17 protein-coding genes are annotated in these 17,608 nt (G+C 55.5%); 9 read left to right on the top strand and 8 right to left on the bottom strand.

Annotation, left to right across the window (positions count from 1 at the left end; genetic code table 11):
• Positions 1-8 precede the first annotated feature (8 nt).
• The 3 genes from BUC04_RS07380 to BUC04_RS23880 all read right to left on the bottom strand — a co-directional run bounded on the left by BUC04_RS07380 (position 9) and on the right by BUC04_RS23880 (position 3,545).
• On the bottom strand, positions 9-1,622 hold the full coding sequence (locus BUC04_RS07380; protein WP_067663347.1) for a flagellar hook-associated protein FlgK: 1,614 nt from the start codon (positions 1,620-1,622) through the stop codon (positions 9-11).
• Positions 1,623-1,795: 173 nt separating this feature from the next.
• Entirely contained in the window at positions 1,796-2,965 is a 1,170-nt protein-coding gene (locus BUC04_RS07375; RefSeq protein WP_067663349.1) for a flagellin N-terminal helical domain-containing protein, read from the bottom strand.
• Between the two features lie 184 nt (positions 2,966-3,149).
• Complete coding sequence (locus tag BUC04_RS23880) at positions 3,150-3,545, bottom strand: flagellar hook-length control protein FliK (RefSeq protein ID WP_159437666.1); 396 nt, start codon at positions 3,543-3,545, stop codon at positions 3,150-3,152.
• A gap of 999 nt (positions 3,546-4,544) precedes the next feature.
• On the opposite strand from BUC04_RS23880, the gene BUC04_RS07365 reads away from it, so the two are divergent.
• Genes BUC04_RS07365 through BUC04_RS07355 form a run of 3 tightly spaced genes read left to right on the top strand, consistent with a single transcriptional unit; the run spans position 4,545 to position 7,640 of the window.
• On the top strand, positions 4,545-4,994 hold the full coding sequence (locus BUC04_RS07365; protein ID WP_067663356.1) for a hypothetical protein: 450 nt from the start codon (positions 4,545-4,547) through the stop codon (positions 4,992-4,994).
• Between the two features lie 4 nt (positions 4,995-4,998).
• A complete protein-coding gene (locus tag BUC04_RS07360) occupies positions 4,999-6,330 on the top strand; it encodes a fused MFS/spermidine synthase (RefSeq protein WP_067663360.1) in 1,332 nt (443 codons plus the stop codon).
• 2 nt (positions 6,331-6,332) lie between these two features.
• Positions 6,333-7,640 (top strand): hypothetical protein, encoded by a 1,308-nt coding sequence (locus tag BUC04_RS07355; RefSeq protein ID WP_067663363.1) that lies wholly within the window; start codon positions 6,333-6,335, stop codon positions 7,638-7,640.
• On the opposite strand, the gene BUC04_RS07350 is transcribed toward BUC04_RS07355, so the two are convergent.
• The 3 genes from BUC04_RS07350 to BUC04_RS07340 form a co-directional block, all read right to left on the bottom strand.
• Positions 7,637-8,131 carry an SPOR domain-containing protein gene (locus BUC04_RS07350; protein WP_159437665.1) on the bottom strand — a complete coding sequence of 165 codons (495 nt, stop codon included), beginning with the start codon at positions 8,129-8,131 and terminating at the stop codon, positions 7,637-7,639. The genes BUC04_RS07355 and BUC04_RS07350 overlap by 4 nt on opposite strands.
• Positions 8,132-8,187: 56 nt before the next feature.
• Positions 8,188-8,955, bottom strand: a complete 768-nt coding sequence (locus BUC04_RS07345; RefSeq protein ID WP_143165580.1) for a cupin domain-containing protein — start codon at positions 8,953-8,955, stop codon at positions 8,188-8,190.
• A 133-nt stretch (positions 8,956-9,088) separates the two neighbouring features.
• Positions 9,089-9,904, bottom strand: coding sequence for a hypothetical protein (locus tag BUC04_RS07340; RefSeq protein ID WP_143165579.1), 816 nt, complete (start codon positions 9,902-9,904; stop codon positions 9,089-9,091).
• Between the two features lie 86 nt (positions 9,905-9,990).
• On the opposite strand from BUC04_RS07340, the gene BUC04_RS07335 reads away from it, so the two are divergent.
• Complete coding sequence (locus tag BUC04_RS07335) at positions 9,991-10,740, top strand: NERD domain-containing protein (protein WP_067663375.1); 750 nt, start codon at positions 9,991-9,993, stop codon at positions 10,738-10,740.
• 18 nt (positions 10,741-10,758) lie between these two features.
• On the opposite strand, the gene BUC04_RS07330 is transcribed toward BUC04_RS07335, so the two are convergent.
• Both BUC04_RS07330 and BUC04_RS07325 read right to left on the bottom strand, forming a co-directional pair.
• Complete coding sequence (locus tag BUC04_RS07330; RefSeq protein ID WP_067663378.1) at positions 10,759-11,091, bottom strand: hypothetical protein; 333 nt, start codon at positions 11,089-11,091, stop codon at positions 10,759-10,761.
• Between the two features lie 145 nt (positions 11,092-11,236).
• On the bottom strand, positions 11,237-11,557 hold the full coding sequence (locus BUC04_RS07325; protein WP_067663381.1) for a hypothetical protein: 321 nt from the start codon (positions 11,555-11,557) through the stop codon (positions 11,237-11,239).
• 174 nt (positions 11,558-11,731) lie between these two features.
• Between BUC04_RS07325 and BUC04_RS07320 the strand changes: the two genes are divergently transcribed.
• From BUC04_RS07320 to BUC04_RS07300, 5 genes are all read left to right on the top strand, one after another.
• Positions 11,732-12,010 carry an HPF/RaiA family ribosome-associated protein gene (locus BUC04_RS07320; RefSeq protein WP_067663384.1) on the top strand — a complete coding sequence of 93 codons (279 nt, stop codon included), beginning with the start codon at positions 11,732-11,734 and terminating at the stop codon, positions 12,008-12,010.
• 119 nt (positions 12,011-12,129) lie between these two features.
• The gene (locus BUC04_RS07315) at positions 12,130-15,633 is read left to right on the top strand and encodes a DEAD/DEAH box helicase (RefSeq protein WP_067663387.1); all 3,504 of its coding nucleotides are present in this window, start codon (positions 12,130-12,132) and stop codon (positions 15,631-15,633) included.
• A 114-nt stretch (positions 15,634-15,747) separates the two neighbouring features.
• Positions 15,748-16,338, top strand: coding sequence for a hypothetical protein (locus BUC04_RS07310; RefSeq protein WP_067663390.1), 591 nt, complete (start codon positions 15,748-15,750; stop codon positions 16,336-16,338).
• Positions 16,328-17,137 (top strand): prepilin peptidase, encoded by an 810-nt coding sequence (locus BUC04_RS07305; protein ID WP_067663393.1) that lies wholly within the window; start codon positions 16,328-16,330, stop codon positions 17,135-17,137. The genes BUC04_RS07310 and BUC04_RS07305 overlap by 11 nt, the downstream gene beginning before the upstream one ends.
• 14 nt (positions 17,138-17,151) lie before the next feature.
• Complete coding sequence (locus BUC04_RS07300; RefSeq protein WP_067663396.1) at positions 17,152-17,607, top strand: hypothetical protein; 456 nt, start codon at positions 17,152-17,154, stop codon at positions 17,605-17,607.
• Position 17,608: the final 1 nt, after the last annotated feature.

The raw sequence follows: 17,608 nt of genomic DNA, 5'->3' as shown, positions 1-17,608 counted from the left end.
ATCCCCCTTTAGAAGACGCCCAGCAGGGAGTTGAACATACCCTGGGACGTCTGGATGATCTTGGAGCTGGCTTGGTACAACTGCTCGAACTGGATGAGCGAGATCTGCTCCTCCTCGAGCACGACACCGGACAGCGCCTGCTGCTCAGCCAACGTGGAATTAAGAATGGACTCTGCGGTAGTCATTCGGGACTGTGCACCGCTGGCTTTGGTCCCGATTTCGCTGAAGGCAATGCTGAAGCCCTCAGTGATGGTGCTCTCGCCGCCACCCATGATGGGCTGGTTCTTGAGCCCGGCGAACGCCAACAGGTTGCCGTTATCGCCATCGACCACCGGCAAGTTAGCCGCGGCCGCAATGTCGTCAGCTGTCGCTACAACCGTCATCTGCTGCGCGACATCTCGCATCGGATCCAGATAGAACTCATCGCCGTTGTTGGCAGCGCCCGCAGGCATATCAATGGTCACTCCATTCACAACAACCGGCAGGCCCGCACTGCTCGACAGCAACGCGCCGGTATTGGCATCGCGAACCTCAAAACCGGTAGGCGTCCTGGTTAGCACCATCGGATCCGCTTTGAGGCTCTGGGTGTCAGCGTGGGCGAAAGTTAGGTTGATCTGTGCATTACCGGTGTTACCGGAGCCAGCAACGCCATAGCCCATCATCTGCGCGAACAGATCCGGGCCATTCACACCAGCACTGGTGTAGCCGTTGTTGTTGATCTCGTTAGAGGCATTCACCAGGGTCAGAGCAAGTAGGCCGAGCTGGCGGATAGTGTCCTCAACCACCTCTTCACGGGTGGCAACAGCAGCGCCAAGACTACCACCCAGGACGTTGGGGTACTCCGATACCTGGAAGTTACCGACGTAGATCTCAGGATCGTTGCCAAACTGGCCCGGGCCCACCGACATGTGGTTGACCAGGTCTTTGTCGACGAGGGGCATGCCGTTTTTCAACTCCACCCGGGTCGTGCCGTTATCGTAAAAGCGCACCTGCACATCAACCAAACCCGACAGCTCAGCCAGCAGCGCATCGCGCTGGTTCAGCAAGGTCGGATCTTGGCCGCCGGCCGGCGTAGCCAGTATGGTCTCATTGACCCGGGCCAATTGATCCATCAGTTGGTTGGTCCGCTGCACCTCGGTACCAATCTGGCTGTTGAGCACGTCAATCTGGGCCTCTAAAGACTCAGAGGTGCTGTTGAAGGTGTAGGCCATGGTGGCCATGGCATTGAGCACCAACTCGCGGTTAGACGGGTTGTCATCAATCATCAACCGTTCAAACGACAGCAGATACTCGGTGGTGTTGTAGCTCAGCGGATTGTTGTAGTTACCGTCGGCATCCATCACCACACCGGTGACCAACTTGTCGGTGAACGAGGCCTGGGTGGAGTACAGGGTGGTGTAGGACAGCGCAGAACGGCTATCCCCCAGCCGCTGATTCAAAAAGGCGTCTGCCATGCGCTCAGAGGCTACCACCAACTGGCCACCCAAGCCGGTGGAAAAGCGTACGGATTCTCGGGCGAAGTTCGGGTCCGATGAAAACTGGATGTTCTTTGCGGCCGTCGCTGCAGCCGTTTTAAAGCCGGCCAGCGATTGCTGTGCAATGTTGATCATGTGGGTGCTCATGCAGGCAAATTCTCCTAGACGCAAAGACCCCGGTAAATAGACTTCCTAATAATATAACCGGTTTGCCGGAACCAGAAGGGAACATCCTCACCTAAACCGTTATTTATGAGGCTTAGAGCGTCTGAAACAACAAAAAGCCCGCCATTCGGCGGGCTTTCTCAGTCAGTAGGCGCTTAGCGCAGCAGACCCACAACCTCTTCGGCCATGGAGTTGGACTGGCTCAGCATCGCCTGGCTCGCCTGGCTCTTCACCTTCTCCTGGGCCAGCTGCATGGTAGCGGCGGCGTAGTCGGTGTCCTGCAGCTTGCTCAGGGAGTTGTCGGTTGCAGATTTAACCTGCAGCAAGTTCTCCTGAGCGTATTCCATACGGGTCTGGGCAGAACCGTAGTGGGAGCGAGCTTCGGTGACCTTGTCCAGAGCAATGCTCAGAGCGGACTGGGTCGCGCCGATGTTGGTGCTGTCCTGCAGGGTCAGACCGGACACACCCAGACCAGCGATGGACATGTCGTAGTTGCGCAGGAAGATGTTGTCGTAGCTGTTGCCGGAGCTACCTACGGAGATCACGGTGTCGCTGAAGCCGTCAGCGCCAGCAGCTACGGTGGAGGTACCGAACTCAACCGGACTCGCGGTCACGGTGATGTTGTTCGGGTTGGTACCGTCGGTGCCGCGATCGTTGTTCTCGATCACGATCTGGCCCTGGCTGTTCAGGCTGGCTACGGCGTTAGCACCGGCTACGCCGATGTCAGCGTTGATGCGGGAGATCACTTCGTCAGCGGTCAGCTTCTCGCCAGCGACGAACGCGGTGCTCACGGATACGGTGTTACCTTGACCGTCTTCAACGTCAAAGTCGAAGCTGCCGGCACCGGCTACGGTGATACCACCGGAGATATCGATGTCAAACACGGCCTTGGCGCCGGTGTCGCCTTCCTTGTTCAGCAGGTTAATGCCGTTGTAGGAAGCACTGAATGCGTTACGGTCCAGTTCGGCCAGCAGGGACTGGAACTCCTGGTCCATTTTCTGACGATCCTGGGTGGAGTAAGCACCGGTAGCGCTCATCTCAGCCAGTTTGGTCATGCGGGTCAGCAGAGCTTCGGTTTCCTTCAGGGCGGAGTCCATGGTGGAAACCAGGTTTACGCCCATACCGGCGTTGTCCACAGAGGTCTGCAGGCTGTTGCTCTGCACACGCATGCGGGACGCCATGCTGGAGCCGGCAACGTCGTCGGCGGCGGAGTTCAGGCGGGAACCGGAGGTCAGCTTTTGCATCACAGATTGGATGCCCTGCTGGGACTGACCAATCTGATTTACAGAGTTCTGGCCAATGGGGTTGTAGTTAATTGACAGCATAGATGCACCTTTTGTCTACATGTAACAAAGAGGGAGATGGCGCAACTTAATTATTATTAGAATTGTGCGCCGAAACCCTCGCCTGTACATGGTTAATCGGCGCGGCTATTTATTTTGGTAAGTTAACGCCCATAAATAATATGGGCGTGGGTGTCTATCCTAATGTTTATTTGTCGAAAATAAATTAAGCGAGGATGCTTTGCGCTGACTCACGAGTGGCGATCTCAGAGTCGGAATTGCTACTTGAGCCTTCTGTGTCGCCGGCGGCGCCTGCAGTTGTAGAGCTGGCCTGCCCCCCCTCATCGCTGGAGTGATCTGCTCCGGCAGCAAAGGCGTTCTCGCTACCACTCTCCGCACTAACCTCAACATCCACGGGGTTGCCCTGACTATCCAACCGGGCCTGCAGGACGGGCAGGTGCTGGCGGATGAGACTCGCCGCCACTGGATCCCGAACCGCGATTTCAAGCTTGATCCCAGCCTCTGTTTCCTTGGCGATCACTTTGACCGGACCCAGGTGCTTAGGGTGAACCATCACTTCGAACCCTGGCTTGCCAACATTCATGCTGATCATGTCCGCCATTGCCCGGCCCCATGCAGGCTCGGTGATAGGAACCGTGACCATCTGCTGGCCAGCATGGTTTGAAACGCCCTGTGGCAACTGGATCGTTGGCGGCGTGTAAGCAGGGCTTGGGATCAAGGGACCCTGGTTGCTGTCGGTGATTGCTGGCGCTGCCGGCCCCACAGGCGCTCCTGGGTCAGCAGCAGGCGCAGAAGCTGGCCTGTGGGCAGCCAGCCCCACTGCGGAAGATGGCACCGTGGCAACCGACCTTATGCCTGCTTCTGTATGCGTAGGTGCCTTTTGTGTGACAGACACAGTATGGTCACTTTCGGGTCCGCGGCCGACGGGCCTGTTATTTGTCTCAGCCAACCGCGGTCGGACCTCACCCACTGTGCTAGCCACTTCGGCCACATTGCCCTTGCTCACGGCGGCATGGGGCAGTGCCTCTTGCGGCCCTGGTGGCAACGAAGTAACACGGGCCTCACCTGTGATACGGTCGAGCCCCCCAGGGGTTCGCTGAATTACAGTGCCTTGGGATGGATCCTCATCCGGCACGCCCTGTGCCCCCTCTGACCTGCCCAGCGGCACCGGCCCAGACACGATCGGTGGCACAGAGATCCCTTCGTCTTCTACAGTGTCATGCAGGGTCCCCGACACCTGCCCCCCAGAGGAAAGAACGTCATCCCCCTCTGCGCCGGCCACTGAATCACCTTGTGGCTTTGCAGAGCCCAAAGGTCTGCCGAAGCCACCAACAAGATCCACCATCTCTAACTCCTCCCCCTGCTGCGAGCCTGCTGTCTTAGGTTCTGCCTCCGGACCCTCCCTGTCGACACCAGCCGAGCCCACTCCCTCAAAGATGGAGCGGAATTCTGCAGCGCCTTCGACCGGCCCGTCACGCCGTGAAGCGGCCGGCTGGATCCCCGGCAGTACCGGGCTAGCTTTGAAATCCATAATCCCTCAAATACAATCAACAGGTTGAATACGATCTTACATCCACGGTAAGCCCAAAAGGTGTAATTAATGGGTTTAAGCAAGCTCCTACGGCGCCAAAAGGCACTAAGCCAGTTCAAGCAAGAGACCAAGTCGGTACTGGACAAGGCATTAAAAGCCAAGCTTCATGCCGACGAACTTCTCAGCGCGGCCACACAGGAACTGGAACAGGCGCAATGCCGCCTGGATAGCCACCTTCAGACTCCATTATCGACGACGACCTACGGTGGATTTGCCAGTCTTCATAATACCCAGGGTGCCCGCTTAATAGATGATGTTGAACGATCTCGGCAAAAACAGGAAGAGCACAATGAAGTGGCCGAAGCCCGCCAGGCTGAATGGGCCCGTGCTTACAGCCGAGATAAAGGGATAGAGAGGCTACTTGGCAAGATAAAAACCGAGATCCGCTCAGCCATGGAGCAAGCCGAACAAAAAGAAGCTGATCTCATCAGCGCCCACAAGAGCATGCGAGAGGAATGACACCATGATCTACTTGATAGCCTGGCTCGAAGGGGTCATTGGACTTTCCATCGAACTGCTGTTTATCAGGCAACTCGGCCCCGAGGCCGGCGGCAATTACATCGCCACTGCACTGGTGACAGCCGCAACCCTGATAGGCCTGACCCTTGGGTATCTTAGCGGGACCCGTTCGACCGAAACCCCCATGAGCCAGATCTCCATGAACTTGATCAAGGTAGGCGGTGTAGCCACGGTGACACTGTCGAGCTTGGCCATTAGTACCACGTTCATGGTTATGACCAACCACATGCCAAGACTGGCTGTCCTCGCGGTGTATACCTGCTTCAGCTGCATCCCGATCAGCTACTGGCTGGCGCAGACCTTCCCACTGCTACTGCAAGAGGCACACAGGAGGAACAGTCACCACCAGTCGCTGCCGGCCAAGACCATGGCGGTGACAACGCTGGGCAACGTGATCGGGATCGGCACCATTTCCCTGGGCATGGTGTTCGTGCTTGGGGTGCCGGCAGCTTTGACCTCGGTAATCCTATTGTCCCTTCTCACCGCGCTACTGTGCCATACCACCGGGCTTCGGCTGGCAACGGTGTGCTCACTGGCGGTTCTGGCGTTTCCACTAAATTACCTCCTGCCGATGATCACCCTGGATGAGGCCAACCTTTACAACGATATCTACGTGGTCGAGTCCAGCATGCAGCGGCAGATGATCATCAACAACGCCGTCCACTCGAGCATCGGGTATGATGGCCAGCCTTCGGAGTATATCCAGCACACCCAAAAGGCCCTAAGCGAGTTACCTGATGGGGCAGAGGTGCTGGTGTTGGGTGCTGGCGGCTTTACGCTTTCTGAAGGGGCAGGGGTAGCGCACCTGATCTTCACCTACGTCGACATCGACCCAAGCCTGAAGGCACTGGCTGAGAAGAAGTTCTTGGAAAAGACCATTAACGGCAGTTTCATTGAATCGGATGCACGACACTTCCTTGATACGGCGGCCCAGAGCTACGATGCGATCCTACTGGACGTGTTCAACTCTCGCTTTAGCGTCCCTGCAACGGTGCTTACCGTTGAGGCCTACCACGCTATCCGCGACCGCCTAAATGAGGATGGCATTTTGATCATCAATCGCATCGCCCACCAGAATCTACTCGACGACTATGCCAAGAACAGCATGGCAACGATCAGCTCAGTGTTCCCTGTTTGCTACCACGAGCGGGTGCAGACAGACACTGAGGCAAGCAGCATGGTGAACATCATCAGCACATGCTCCAAGACAAGAGCCGGCCTCTACCGCGACCCGATTAACCGCAGTGAGTTGGACTACGTACGGACAGGACTATAAATATGACCGGATCGCTGCGCGTTCATATATCCCTGGCAATAGCCTGCTCGGCTATGCTCTGCGCAGTGCCCCACGTCGAGACGACGTCAGGAAACCCCAAAAGCAGCGGCGATACAGCCACCACTGCTCATGATGCACAGTTCTTGGGCACCGGTCGTGTAGAGCCGGTCACCGTCAGAGTGAACAAGCGCAGAACGACCCTTACCGATCCGGCTACCATCGCCTGCCTGGACCCCGATGAAGTTGTCAGCATAAGGGCTGTCCAGAGGTGCCACCTGCATGTCGGGGATCTAGGCAACTACTCAGCAAGTCAGTACCCATTGGTGAGCCGTAACATTGCCAGAGATGAGCAAACATCGTACCTGGTGCCAGGACAAGGCACTGTCCTACTGCAGGAGCATTTCCAATACCCGACAGCTCACCATCAGGTGGATGCCCTAATTTGGCTAGTATGGCTATGGAACTGGGAGTCACTGGCCGCCACCGGTGTCTGGATGTTTGAGCGCCCATCCTACTACCCGGAAGCGGCACTGCTCCACTTAACACCCGAAGCGCACAATCTGTTCGGCATGGAGTTGTTAGAGAGCTACTTCACCGCCCTTTTCCAGGACTTTGCCCGACTATCTCGCCGCAACGTCGCCCTGGTCCTGTACGACCATCAAGGCAATAAGGTCCTCCAAACCCACGGCAGGAAGCACGCTGACAACCTTGAAAGCCGGGGCCTAAAACGGGAGAGAGACGAGCTTCTGGCCTTCGGCCCACGCGGGCACTGGGGTGGAGTGGTCCCGAACAACATGGACTGGCTAGACGCCCAGGCTTACGACAACCTCTACTTCATGGACCGGCCTGGGTATTACCCCGGACCCGTAAGCCTTGGCTGGTTCGACCCCGCCTGGTTCGAACACCGGATCGATCCGGTGGCTACCCGCAGGGTGGCCAAAGAGGATGGCGCCAGCTTCGTCATTGCCCGGGACTTCGATGCGGGTAGCTTCACGGTGAGCTTTGAGCTTGAAGGGCAGGGCAGGGTGTGGGTCGGCCCCCGGCGAAACCATCACTTACGACACCGGAGCACAGGCCCTCAAGCCAAGCGCTTCGCCAACGTTCTTTGTGACGAACGCATGTTCGTAGAAGTAGACACTGATCTTCAACAGGCAACACTAACCTGCGGTGATCAAGAAGTGGACACGGTTAAAGTAGGGGACTCGACCGGCTACGTAATGGCGATGCAGGTCGGCGTGGAACTGAGCGCGGGGAGTTCAGTCTCAACCCCCAAAATCAAGCGTAACCAGAACGGCGAGGAAGTGCGCTAGCCACCAACCTTGATACACCGATGGTAGCCATGCCGGTCCATACCGTGAGATAGCCTGTCTGCCTCCCGGAAAGTCAGGTCACGGCCAACCCGGATTTGGTACCACTCGCCAGTTTCAACCACCCGGGCTTCGGGAACACCCGCGTCAATCAGCATAGTGACCTGCTCACGGGCCTCTGATTCGCTTCGCAGCGATGCACACGCAAGCGATAGACTGGCGGAGCTTTCAACCTGGCTTGAGGCGAGGTCAATAGAGTGGCCCTGCAACCGATCATGGTAGTCATAACCCGATTGCAGCACCGGCAAAGCCACCTGCAGTTTTTTCTGCTCCTCGATCGCAACGGTGGATCCAAGGACTTTGGTCTGGTCGATCGTCTCGATCACGACCTCAGCGGTTGTCACCGGTTGGAAAAGCGCATAGTCAGTGGCAACCACAACCAGGGCCCCACCGAAAACGGTACCCACTGAGAAACTGACCAGGGCGGTTAGCAACTTGGTCCGGCCAATGTTTTGGCCAGTGGGGCGAGGTCGGTGCTTTGTCATAACGGTTACCGGCGGGACGTGCTTCCGAAAGATCCCAGACTCTTTTTGCTGGCCCGCGTGATTTTCTTGGCCAGGTCACTCACAGGCACCAAGTCACCCGCCGTGCTCATCTCCCACTCAAAATGCAGCACCTGCTGGGCGAATCGGTCCCTGGGATCCAACTCCATCATTGCCATCAATGGATCGGGGTTGCGTTGCAATTTTACTGGTTGAAGATCCGGATCGGAGTCACTTAACCACAGCGTACGTTTGACCCGGTAAGAACGGTGCTCCGGAATTACAATCCAGTCGCCAAGGGTCACGAAAAACCGGTTCTCGCTTCGGTAATGAGCTACCCAGGAGTCGATCAACGTCCGAACAGGTGACCCGTCTGCACTCGGGTAATCAGCCACAGCTGCAATCACACGCGTCCCGTGCTCGCAGATCCGTTTGACCAATGCATGCTGTTCGTCGCTGTACTGGGCGGTCTCGACGTAGAATACGCCGGCCCGATCTGGCCTGACATTACCGCGGGTGACTCCAGGCATGTACTTACAGGGCTCTGGGACAATCAAATCACGGGGATCACTTGCAAGGTAAGTCGTAATCCCACTAGAAGCCTCCTCCACTTCCAGACGACTGCGCGGTTCAGCACGAACCGGCTCCGCTTGCTGATAGCGGGCGGGCGGAGTCCAGTGGAACAATCCGGTCTTAGCAGCATCTGCGGCCGGCTCACTAGCATAGACACTCGGGACAATAGCCAGCACTGCGAAGGCCAATGGAAGCATTTTCATTGGTTTTTAAAACCCGATAATTATGTTTGATAACAATCTAGCACAGTTCATTCGGGCTCTGGGGCCGGGAATAGCGCCGAGAGTAAAGCGGCACGACACGTTGCCACTTCGAAGGACAGGGCTGAGGACATCGCTAACCCAAGACTGGCCCCGGGGATGGGTCAGCATGGCTACAGGGGCCCAGGCTAGCAGAGGCATTGAGCCTGATACGTTTCACGCTGTCGACCAAGTGATCAAGGACCACCACGTAGGCATCTTCGGCGCCCTGCCCACTCTCAATGCAAGCATTGACGATGAGTGTGTTCTCACTAATAGAGATGCCTGATATCCGAAGGCCCTCTGAGGCCTCGCCAGCGTCCACCCTGACTGCCATAGCCTGGTGTGGCAAGCCATGTACCCAATCACCAAACACCAGCGGCTTGGCAGAATGAGGAAGCAATACAGAGGTCCAGACGCGGTAGTCACTGTTGCCATCAACACCAGAGTACGGCCTAAGGGTCATCGGGGGGGACCCAGCTGCATCTGCTGGCTCAACGGTACTCCAGGATGCCACTGGCCGGAAGACGTCGATCAACTCCTGCTGCTTTTCAACCAGAGCCACGGCAACAGCAACGGCAAGGCAAAGTAGCGCCAGGGGCAGACCGACCACAAACGGGCTCGCGATAGCCTGCCGGGCAGCGAAAAACGCGACAGCCGCAGTAAGGATGGTCTGCAACCCAAACAGGTATTGATATTCCGCAGCAATCGCCGTTACGGTCTCAAAGGAAAAGGGCAACAGGATGTCGAGATAGACCGCGGACTGGGCCACAACCAGAAACAAAAAGATCGATCCTGCGATGACGAGTCGAGTAATTTTAAATATGGAGATCAGCGCTAGGCCCGCCAAACCAGCCAGGCCGGCGACCATTATCCAAAGCATTACCGGGCTCAACATTAGTTGTTGACTCATATAAATATTGCCGTTCACCAACTATACATCGCAGTACGGTAAACTTAGAGCCGTTATTAACGCCGTGTCTTGGAGAGACTGTCAGAATGATCGTTTTATCAGCCTTCCTGGTTATCGCCATCTTGTTGGCAGTCTGGGGGCTGTTTACCTTGAGCTACAACAACGAGCGCCGCTGTGCGGAACGCGCACGGGCCCGGGTGAGCGGCGCGCTATCAGCAATCATCGATGAAGAACACGCACTGTGTCTCCACGAACTGAGGTTTGTCCACCAGGGTAAGGAGCGGTTAATCGACCACATGATCTTTACCTCAACCAGGGTGTTCGCATTGGCCTCCACCGACCTGGACGGGATACTCGATGCCCCTGAAACCGGCAAGTGGTCCCTAGGGTTCCGCTTTACCACACTGCCCAGACGCAACCGCCTGGCGGAGCTAAATGAAAGCATCGATGCGCTGCTGGATCATCTAGAGTTTGAAGACCGGTCCTACCGCGCAATCATCGTACCGCTGGTCTGCGCAACCGGTCATGGCTCATTAACCATCAACTCCAGTGACCAGGTGCAGTATTTTGAGAGCATCTTTGAAGTGATTGCCAATGAGTTTGAGCAAGCGAGCATTGGCTCTCACGATCTGGTTCAGAACCTGGCTGGTTCTGTGTACGGCAAGCTACAGCACCACTGTCCAAGCGAAAACTCAAACTTCTCCAGCCAGATCTTCCACAGCACCCGTGCCAGGGCAGAGCAGGCGGTCAAGCGAAACGAGGAACTGGGCCTTGCCCTGGGACAACGAAAAAATGCGCTTCAATTAGCCTGGGACTTTTTGAAAGCGCATTTTTAGGGAGATCTGGCCACTAACCTACTTGGGGTCGGTGGTAAACCCCAATTGGTAAAGAAAGTCTTCGTCTTCATCCGAGAGGGTGCGCCCGATCTCCTGTTCCTCTCCTCGCCACACCGCGTCAATGCTCTTGCGGCGGAAAAGGATCTTGGTAACAGCTCTCAGTGCGATGGCGATAACAGGGCTAAGCACCAGCAGAACCGCGCCGTATCCCGCCAACTCAGCATTAGCGGTACCAGCGGCAACCAGCATTACCAGAAGACCCAGCCGAGCAAACAAAGATAGAGTCGCCTGGATAGGCGCATGCACCCATCCAATCCGTCGAACGACAAAATCAGGCAGAGGTATCAACATATCCCACTCCTTGGTAGATACAGTTACCACCTAATATACATAAATATCAAACGAAAGCAACCCCTTGCGCCTCTAATGCATAAGTGCGGCGCCCCCAAGGGCCGTTAACTCCAAGGTCAACAGAACCGGGAGGCGCCTAAAATTGTCACAGCAACGGGTCGGGGTCGTCCGCGAGGATGGCCTCTATGTCCGGCAGGAAGTCGTTCTCCACCTTATCGATATGCGCCAACATTTCATCCGTTAACGCGATCCTATCCTCATGCGGCAAGGGGAACTCTTCCTGGGGCGTACTGCTTTGCAGGCGGTTCCGGTACCGCATCATCGACTCCCTATGCTCTTGCACCTCTCGATGGGTAAAGGCGATCACCTTTGCATCCTTTTTCCCGTAACAGTCATGGCGACGGGCCATGAGCAGAACGGTTACGTTTTCCAACCGTTCGGTCAGACTTTCTAACTTCTCAATCATCAGCAGTCTCTTATCGGACTTTTTTCACCAGCCTAACCCCAGGCTGAGAGATCGGAAATAGCCACATTGAGCTGCTCAGCGGTAGTGCTTGTTTCTACCGACAAAATAATTATGGCTATTAGTGAGTGCGGGTTTGGTAATCTGGAGGTACCCAATAGTGATCGAGGTAGCCGTATGGAAGTCACAGCAAAGGGTTTCAACCTATCCCCCGCGAACCAAGAGTTTATCGCTGCTAAAGCCGAAAAACTGAAGAACCGACAAGTCACGGTCCAGTCTTTGCACATCGAAAGCAAGGACGACCAGTTCACCACGCAGATCGTAGCAAAGCCCATTTCCGGCGCAGCGTTCAACGTCAGGAAGAGCAACCAGCACTTCATGGCCTCAGTTACCGACGCCATCCACACCTGCCTGTCCAAAGCCGATGAGCGCAAGCACCGCACAATTGGTCGCTAAGCGACAATAATTATGCCTGCTGAAACCCCTGTATCTACAGGGGTTTCTTAATATCCCATCGGTTGACACGACTGTGATAATTGCTATATTCGGACTGTAATTACGCAGAAGAGCTAGCCATGAATTTCCAGTACTCCCCAGAGTTGTTGTTTTCCGTCGATGGCACGTTCAGTGCAGTCGATGGCGAGATTAATGCAGCCTTCTATCTGGACCTCGCAGCACAGATCCACCAGGACGAGTCGAAGCGCTTTGTCCTTGTTACCAATGGTGGCCCCGAGCAAGATGATGCATATGCTGCAATGGATAGCCTGGTCCCGGGTAAGGTTGTGTCATTAACAGAACTCGACACTCTCCCGTTCGACAGTGAATCCCCGACACATACCGTGGCAGCGCGCCAGGCATCCGCATACCAACGCCTGGTCACCGAATCCCCGAACGTGGTCATCTGCTCGCCCAGCTCGCTGCTGCACAAGTTCCCTGGGACTGATTTCTGGCTCAACCAACATTCCAGCCTTCATATCGGCGCTGTAATTAACCGCCAGGACCTAAGCAATCGGCTCACTGAGCTTGGATACGTTGAGCAAAACCTCACCGAGAACCCAAAAGATTTCTCGGTACGCAACTTACGAATTGATCTGTATAGCGATAAGCCGTACCGCCTCTACCTTCGAGGTCTTGATGGTGACAACCTCAGCATTGAACAGATCAAGGAGTTGGACACACGCAGGCAAATGGGGACTGGCCCGAGGCTGACCCGAGTTGAGCTTCCGCCATTCCAGCCATTCCTGATCAACAAGGATTTCGCCGGCCAGTTCCGCACCAGCTGGCGCCAGCGCTTCGCCGACCAGCTTAAGAACGATCACTATGTGAATGCCCGGAACCTGAAGCTTGACGGGTCTGGTATAGAAGCGTTTGCACCGCTATTCCACAAAGTCGCTCTTAATAGCCTGTTCGGCCAGCTCTACCCGTCGACTTTCTTCTATTTCCCTGGCACCAACGAAGCTATAGGTCGCTACCTGGCCCTGATCGACAAGCGCCATGAGCTATGCCGACAGCAAGGCTACCCGGTGGTCGAGCCCGTTGAGGCTTGGGTCGGTAAGTCCGGTCTTGACCACGAGATCGAGACACTGCACCAAGAGCACCGCGGGGTCATCCATATCGGCCCAGGGACAGGCAAAACGACAACCGCGCTGTTTGCGGCTTCTTTTCTGGCAAATCTGCAGCAGTTTAAAGTCAACACTAAGAGCCCGGATAGTCTGCGTCACTCTACTATCCAGGAAACCATGGAGCTGATTGAGTCCTACCAGGACCGATTCGAGCGGCTGGTGTTTGTGCTCAACTCCAACAAGCGACTGGAGCAACTCCAAAGCATTCTTGAACTGACAGACGTCAAAGCCCAAGCCGTCGAGTCGTGGGGAGATATTACCCCGGGTGGCAATATCATCCTGTCTCCACTCAAGGGCTCAGTAGAGTGCCCAGAACAGGGGCTGGCCATCTTGTGCGAAGAAGACCTGTTCGGCATCCGGATCCACGACCCAAAACTGCACGAAGATGTCGATTCAGCCGTAGACATTATGGGTGCCCGCGCTCTTACCAGCATTCAAGAGGGCGATCCGATTGTGCATGGTCACTTCGGTATTGGCCGTATGTGCTCCTTTACCCCCATGGACTTCGGTAACGGCGAAGAGATTGTCATCAAGATTAACTACAAGGGCGAATCATCCCGCTTTGTCCGCCAACAGGACCTGGGCTGGGTCTCGCCCTACAACGGTGCCGATAAAGACAACGCCCCGCTTGATGGCGCTGACGGTGAGAAGATCAAAGAGCGCAAAGGTAAGCTCAAGATCACCGGCTGGAAAGACTCGCTGCAAAAGGCCGAATTGAGCATCAAGTTCCTGCTTAAGGAATTAACAGAGCAAGAGCGACAAGCAGAAAAAGCCGGCCTAGCAATGGCGCCAGCTAACTACCAGTACAAAACCTTCTGCAACAGCTTCCCGTTCCAGCTAACCACCGATCAGGTTAAGGTCATCGACGATATCAACGGTCGAATGGAAGCCGGCAAGAAAGTAGATAAGCTCCTGTCAGGTGATGTTGGCTTTGGTAAGACCGAAGTGGCGGCCCGCGCCTGCTGTCGAGTGGTAAGCAGTGGCTACCAGGTTCTCTTCCTGGTCCCCAACAACTTGCTGGCCATGCAGCACTACCAGTCAATGAAAGGCCGATTTGCAGAGAGTGGTTTCGAGGTATTGCTATTCAGTGCATCCACTACTCCAGCTGAAGCCAAAGGGATTAAGCAAAAGCTCAAAGATGGCGATCCTGTCATTGTCATTGGCACGACCAAACTCACCCAGAAGACAGTCAGCATTGCTAACCCCGGGCTTGTCATCATTGATGAAGAGCACCGCTTTGGTACCAAGGACAAAGAGAAACTGAGCCAGCTCAAAGAGCAAGTTCACGTACTGTCTCTTACGGCCACACCGATCCCCAAGTCACTGGGTTCAGCACTGCACTCGATGAGAGATCTCGCCACCTTGCAAACTGCACCGCAAGGGCGTTTGCCTACGGCAACCCACATCATGGACCGCGGTGACAAAGACAAATTTAAAGAGTCCGTTGAGCGGGAGATCTCCCGTGGCGGCCAGGTGTTTGTCCTTCACAACCGGGTGAGCACCATAGAAGCCCGAACCCAGGAAATAGAAGGCCTGTTCCCTCACCAGGATGTACGTTTTGCCCATGGGCAAATGGCCACCGGTGAGCTGGAAGCGATCACCACGGAGTTTAGGGAGAAAAAGTTCAGCATCCTGGTCGCTACCACCATCATTGAGACAGGCATCGACATCCCTAACGCCAATACCATGTTCATCGACAACGCGGACCAAATGGGGATCGCCCAACTGCACCAGCTTCGTGGTCGTGTTGGTCGCTCCAGTCGCCAGGCGTACTGCTATCTGATCGAATCGGAGAGCCCGACAGAAGACGGCTTGCGTAGGCTGTCGGACCTCAAGGAAGCGTCAGGGCTTGGCAAAGGCCTGGAGCTGGCCATGGCAGATCTGGAGGCGCGCGGGGCAGGGGAGCTGCTCGGCGAAGAGCAAAGCGGTATGATCGAAAAGACCGGCTACTCCTACTACCTGAAGATCTTTAAGCACCTCGCTGACAAAGTCGATGCATTTGGCACAGAAGTGCTCGACGCCAGCAACCTGACCGGCGATCTCTGCGCCATGAACATGCCTGTCGACGCGCTTGTTCCAGAAAGCTACATCCATGAGCCGGGACACCGCCTTATGGCAGCGCACATGACTCAGTCTGCGCTTGATGACCACTCGCTCAACCTGGCCATCGCCTACCTTGAGGATAACTACGGGCCTGTGCCGGCAGAGGTAACTCAACTGGTGACTGCCCAGCGCCTGCGATTGCTCCTGGACAGCAAAGGCGTGACCAGTGTGCATGGCAATGGTGCCACCACCATTAAAGTGCTGGATACGCTGGACCCCAAATCCGTCGCTCAATCTCTGCGATTGGAGCTTGGACAATGTGACTTCGACGAACACAGTCTGCTCTACCGCGATGACGAAGCAGCCTTTCTTAGGCACCTGGCCTCTAGAAACGGCCTCCCAACGCTGCACTGAGCAAACGCTGGGCCGGGAATTTAGCAGTAGGGCCGTTCACCCCAATCCCCCGGCCTAAACCAATCACAATTCACGACGTGGCGCCCCTTAGGATTTCTTCCAAGGGGCCGTATCATGGTGCTGATCAGATTTGATAAGGGCCCCATGATGCGTTCCATTATTATCGCTACTGCTGCCATTCTGCTATCCGGCTGCGCAGGATTCACTGTGAGTGAGTCCTACATGAACGAGCAACTACTTGAGGTTGAAACACGGTCGTACGAGGTCACCTACCACATCGGTGAAATGGACCCAGTCGACGCGAAAATACTGCTTGAAGGGCATACCGTCTCCATCACAAACCAAGGCCCGATCGTCCACCTGACCGGAAAGACAATCGCTAACGGTGACGATTACACCATCAACACCACATTCATCGCCTCGGTCACCGGTGGGCTGTACCTGGACACCAGGGATATGACCCTCCAACTGACTAATCCAAAGGTTAAACTGCATAGCGCAAGGGAAGTGGATCCGCTGGTAAGGCGCGACTACATGGATCTGACCCAGGAAGCCCTAAATGCAATCGTCCTTTACCATTTTGATGATGTCAGCCTCTACAATGGGCCTGTTGATGATCTGCATGCGCTGCTGGCGGAATACGACTTTGTACAGCTAAAAACTCGCGATGGTGCCGTTGTGATCCGGGGCCAGCATGGCAACTGACACGCTCATCATCCTGATTGCTTGCGTGTATGGGGCATGTGTGGGCTCCTTTCTCACAGTCTTGACTACCCGACTACCCATGATGATTTTGGGGACGATCAAGTCACCAGTATTCGACACGCTCTGGGGCAGGTCGCATTGCCCCAACTGCAACACCCTGATTCCCTTCTACCGAAACATCCCGGTTGTCACATGGCTGTTCCAGCTTGGCCGAGCTAAGTGCTGTGGTGGGAAGATCCCCGGCAACTACTTCATGCTCGAGATAGTTTGCGCGGCCATACCAGGGGTATTCCTACTGAACTTCGACACTCAGTCGGCGCTCACACTGTCATTATTTAGCTACTTCGCACTGGCACTGATAATTATTGACATCAGACATCTGCTTGCACCGTTCGCAATCACTATCCCGCTCGGTGTTCTGGGTTTAGTGCTGGCGGCCTCAGGAACCCTAGAAACCAATGCGATGAAGTCACTGGCCGGCGCATTGTTTGGCGGCGGCATTGTCCTAGTACTCTATGCGATTGGCAGACTAACAACGGGAAGGGAGTGGCTTGGGCTGGGTGACCTACCCCTGCTCGGAGCAGTGGGGGCATGGGTAGGGCCAGACGGGTTCATACTGTCATGGGCATTCGGCCTAATGGGTGTCCCAGTGGCGTATCTACGTCGCCTCATGCCATCAGACCCCGACGTCCCAGAAGGTGCGCTCCCAATGGCGCCGCCCATTTTAGTCGGCGCCCTGATCACCCTAATTCTCAGTGAGTTGGGGCTATTGATACCCCTACTCGAATACAATAATTAAAGGAGGGCTCAACTATGACAAACAACTTTAAAGCTCTGCTGATCGCACTTACTATCGCTGCACCAGCTGTTAATGCGAGTGCATACTCGTGCGCCACCGATGACGTAGAAGCAATGCAGTCTATGGCCGAGCAACTGGAAGCCACAGATGAGAATGGCGAATTGATGGCCTATGACGCTGCCGGCAACCCGGTGGTAGCCGACAGTACGGAAGATTTGGCAGAGGAAGGCTACGAAAGCTCCTCAAATGCCCTGGGTCCACTACAACCCCTTATGAACTGTGCGACCCTCGGTATTTCTGTTATATCGAGCCCTTCAGCAATCAAGGGCGCGATGTGTGACGGCGGGTGTGCAAAAGAGATCGCCGAACAGTGCAAGTTCTCTGTTGGCATTACTGGCATCAAGTTCGAAAACCCGACAGCTGCCCCCATTTGCCTGCCCATGATGTGGCTGGTCCTAGCCTTTAAGTAAG

Origin of the sequence: Ferrimonas marina, assembly GCF_900129905.1 — a bacterium.
GTDB classification, from domain to species: Bacteria; Pseudomonadota; Gammaproteobacteria; order Enterobacterales; family Shewanellaceae; genus Ferrimonas; species Ferrimonas marina.
Note: the sequence above shows the minus strand (reverse complement) of the source record. Positions and strands in the feature narration are given on the sequence as shown.

What these genes read in the sequence shown, in the direction of transcription:
- BUC04_RS07380 (WP_067663347.1), bottom strand. Translation starts at nt 1,622, where the DNA reads ATGAGCACCCACATGATCAACATTGCACAGCAATCGCTGGCCGGCTTT.
- BUC04_RS07360 (WP_067663360.1), top strand. Translation starts at nt 4,999, where the DNA reads ATGATCTACTTGATAGCCTGGCTCGAAGGGGTCATTGGACTTTCCATC.
- BUC04_RS07315 (WP_067663387.1), top strand. Translation starts at nt 12,130, where the DNA reads ATGAATTTCCAGTACTCCCCAGAGTTGTTGTTTTCCGTCGATGGCACG.
- BUC04_RS07310 (WP_067663390.1), top strand. Translation starts at nt 15,748, where the DNA reads ATGGTGCTGATCAGATTTGATAAGGGCCCCATGATGCGTTCCATTATT.
- BUC04_RS07335 (WP_067663375.1), top strand. Translation starts at nt 9,991, where the DNA reads ATGATCGTTTTATCAGCCTTCCTGGTTATCGCCATCTTGTTGGCAGTC.
- BUC04_RS07355 (WP_067663363.1), top strand. Translation starts at nt 6,333, where the DNA reads ATGACCGGATCGCTGCGCGTTCATATATCCCTGGCAATAGCCTGCTCG.
- BUC04_RS07305 (WP_067663393.1), top strand. Translation starts at nt 16,328, where the DNA reads ATGGCAACTGACACGCTCATCATCCTGATTGCTTGCGTGTATGGGGCA.
- BUC04_RS07330 (WP_067663378.1), bottom strand. Translation starts at nt 11,091, where the DNA reads ATGTTGATACCTCTGCCTGATTTTGTCGTTCGACGGATTGGATGGGTG.
- BUC04_RS07365 (WP_067663356.1), top strand. Translation starts at nt 4,545, where the DNA reads ATGGGTTTAAGCAAGCTCCTACGGCGCCAAAAGGCACTAAGCCAGTTC.
- BUC04_RS07325 (WP_067663381.1), bottom strand. Translation starts at nt 11,557, where the DNA reads ATGATTGAGAAGTTAGAAAGTCTGACCGAACGGTTGGAAAACGTAACC.
- BUC04_RS23880 (WP_159437666.1), bottom strand. Translation starts at nt 3,545, where the DNA reads ATGGCGGACATGATCAGCATGAATGTTGGCAAGCCAGGGTTCGAAGTG.
- BUC04_RS07320 (WP_067663384.1), top strand. Translation starts at nt 11,732, where the DNA reads ATGGAAGTCACAGCAAAGGGTTTCAACCTATCCCCCGCGAACCAAGAG.
- BUC04_RS07345 (WP_143165580.1), bottom strand. Translation starts at nt 8,955, where the DNA reads ATGAAAATGCTTCCATTGGCCTTCGCAGTGCTGGCTATTGTCCCGAGT.
- BUC04_RS07375 (WP_067663349.1), bottom strand. Translation starts at nt 2,965, where the DNA reads ATGCTGTCAATTAACTACAACCCCATTGGCCAGAACTCTGTAAATCAG.
- BUC04_RS07300 (WP_067663396.1), top strand. Translation starts at nt 17,152, where the DNA reads ATGACAAACAACTTTAAAGCTCTGCTGATCGCACTTACTATCGCTGCA.
- BUC04_RS07340 (WP_143165579.1), bottom strand. Translation starts at nt 9,904, where the DNA reads ATGAGTCAACAACTAATGTTGAGCCCGGTAATGCTTTGGATAATGGTC.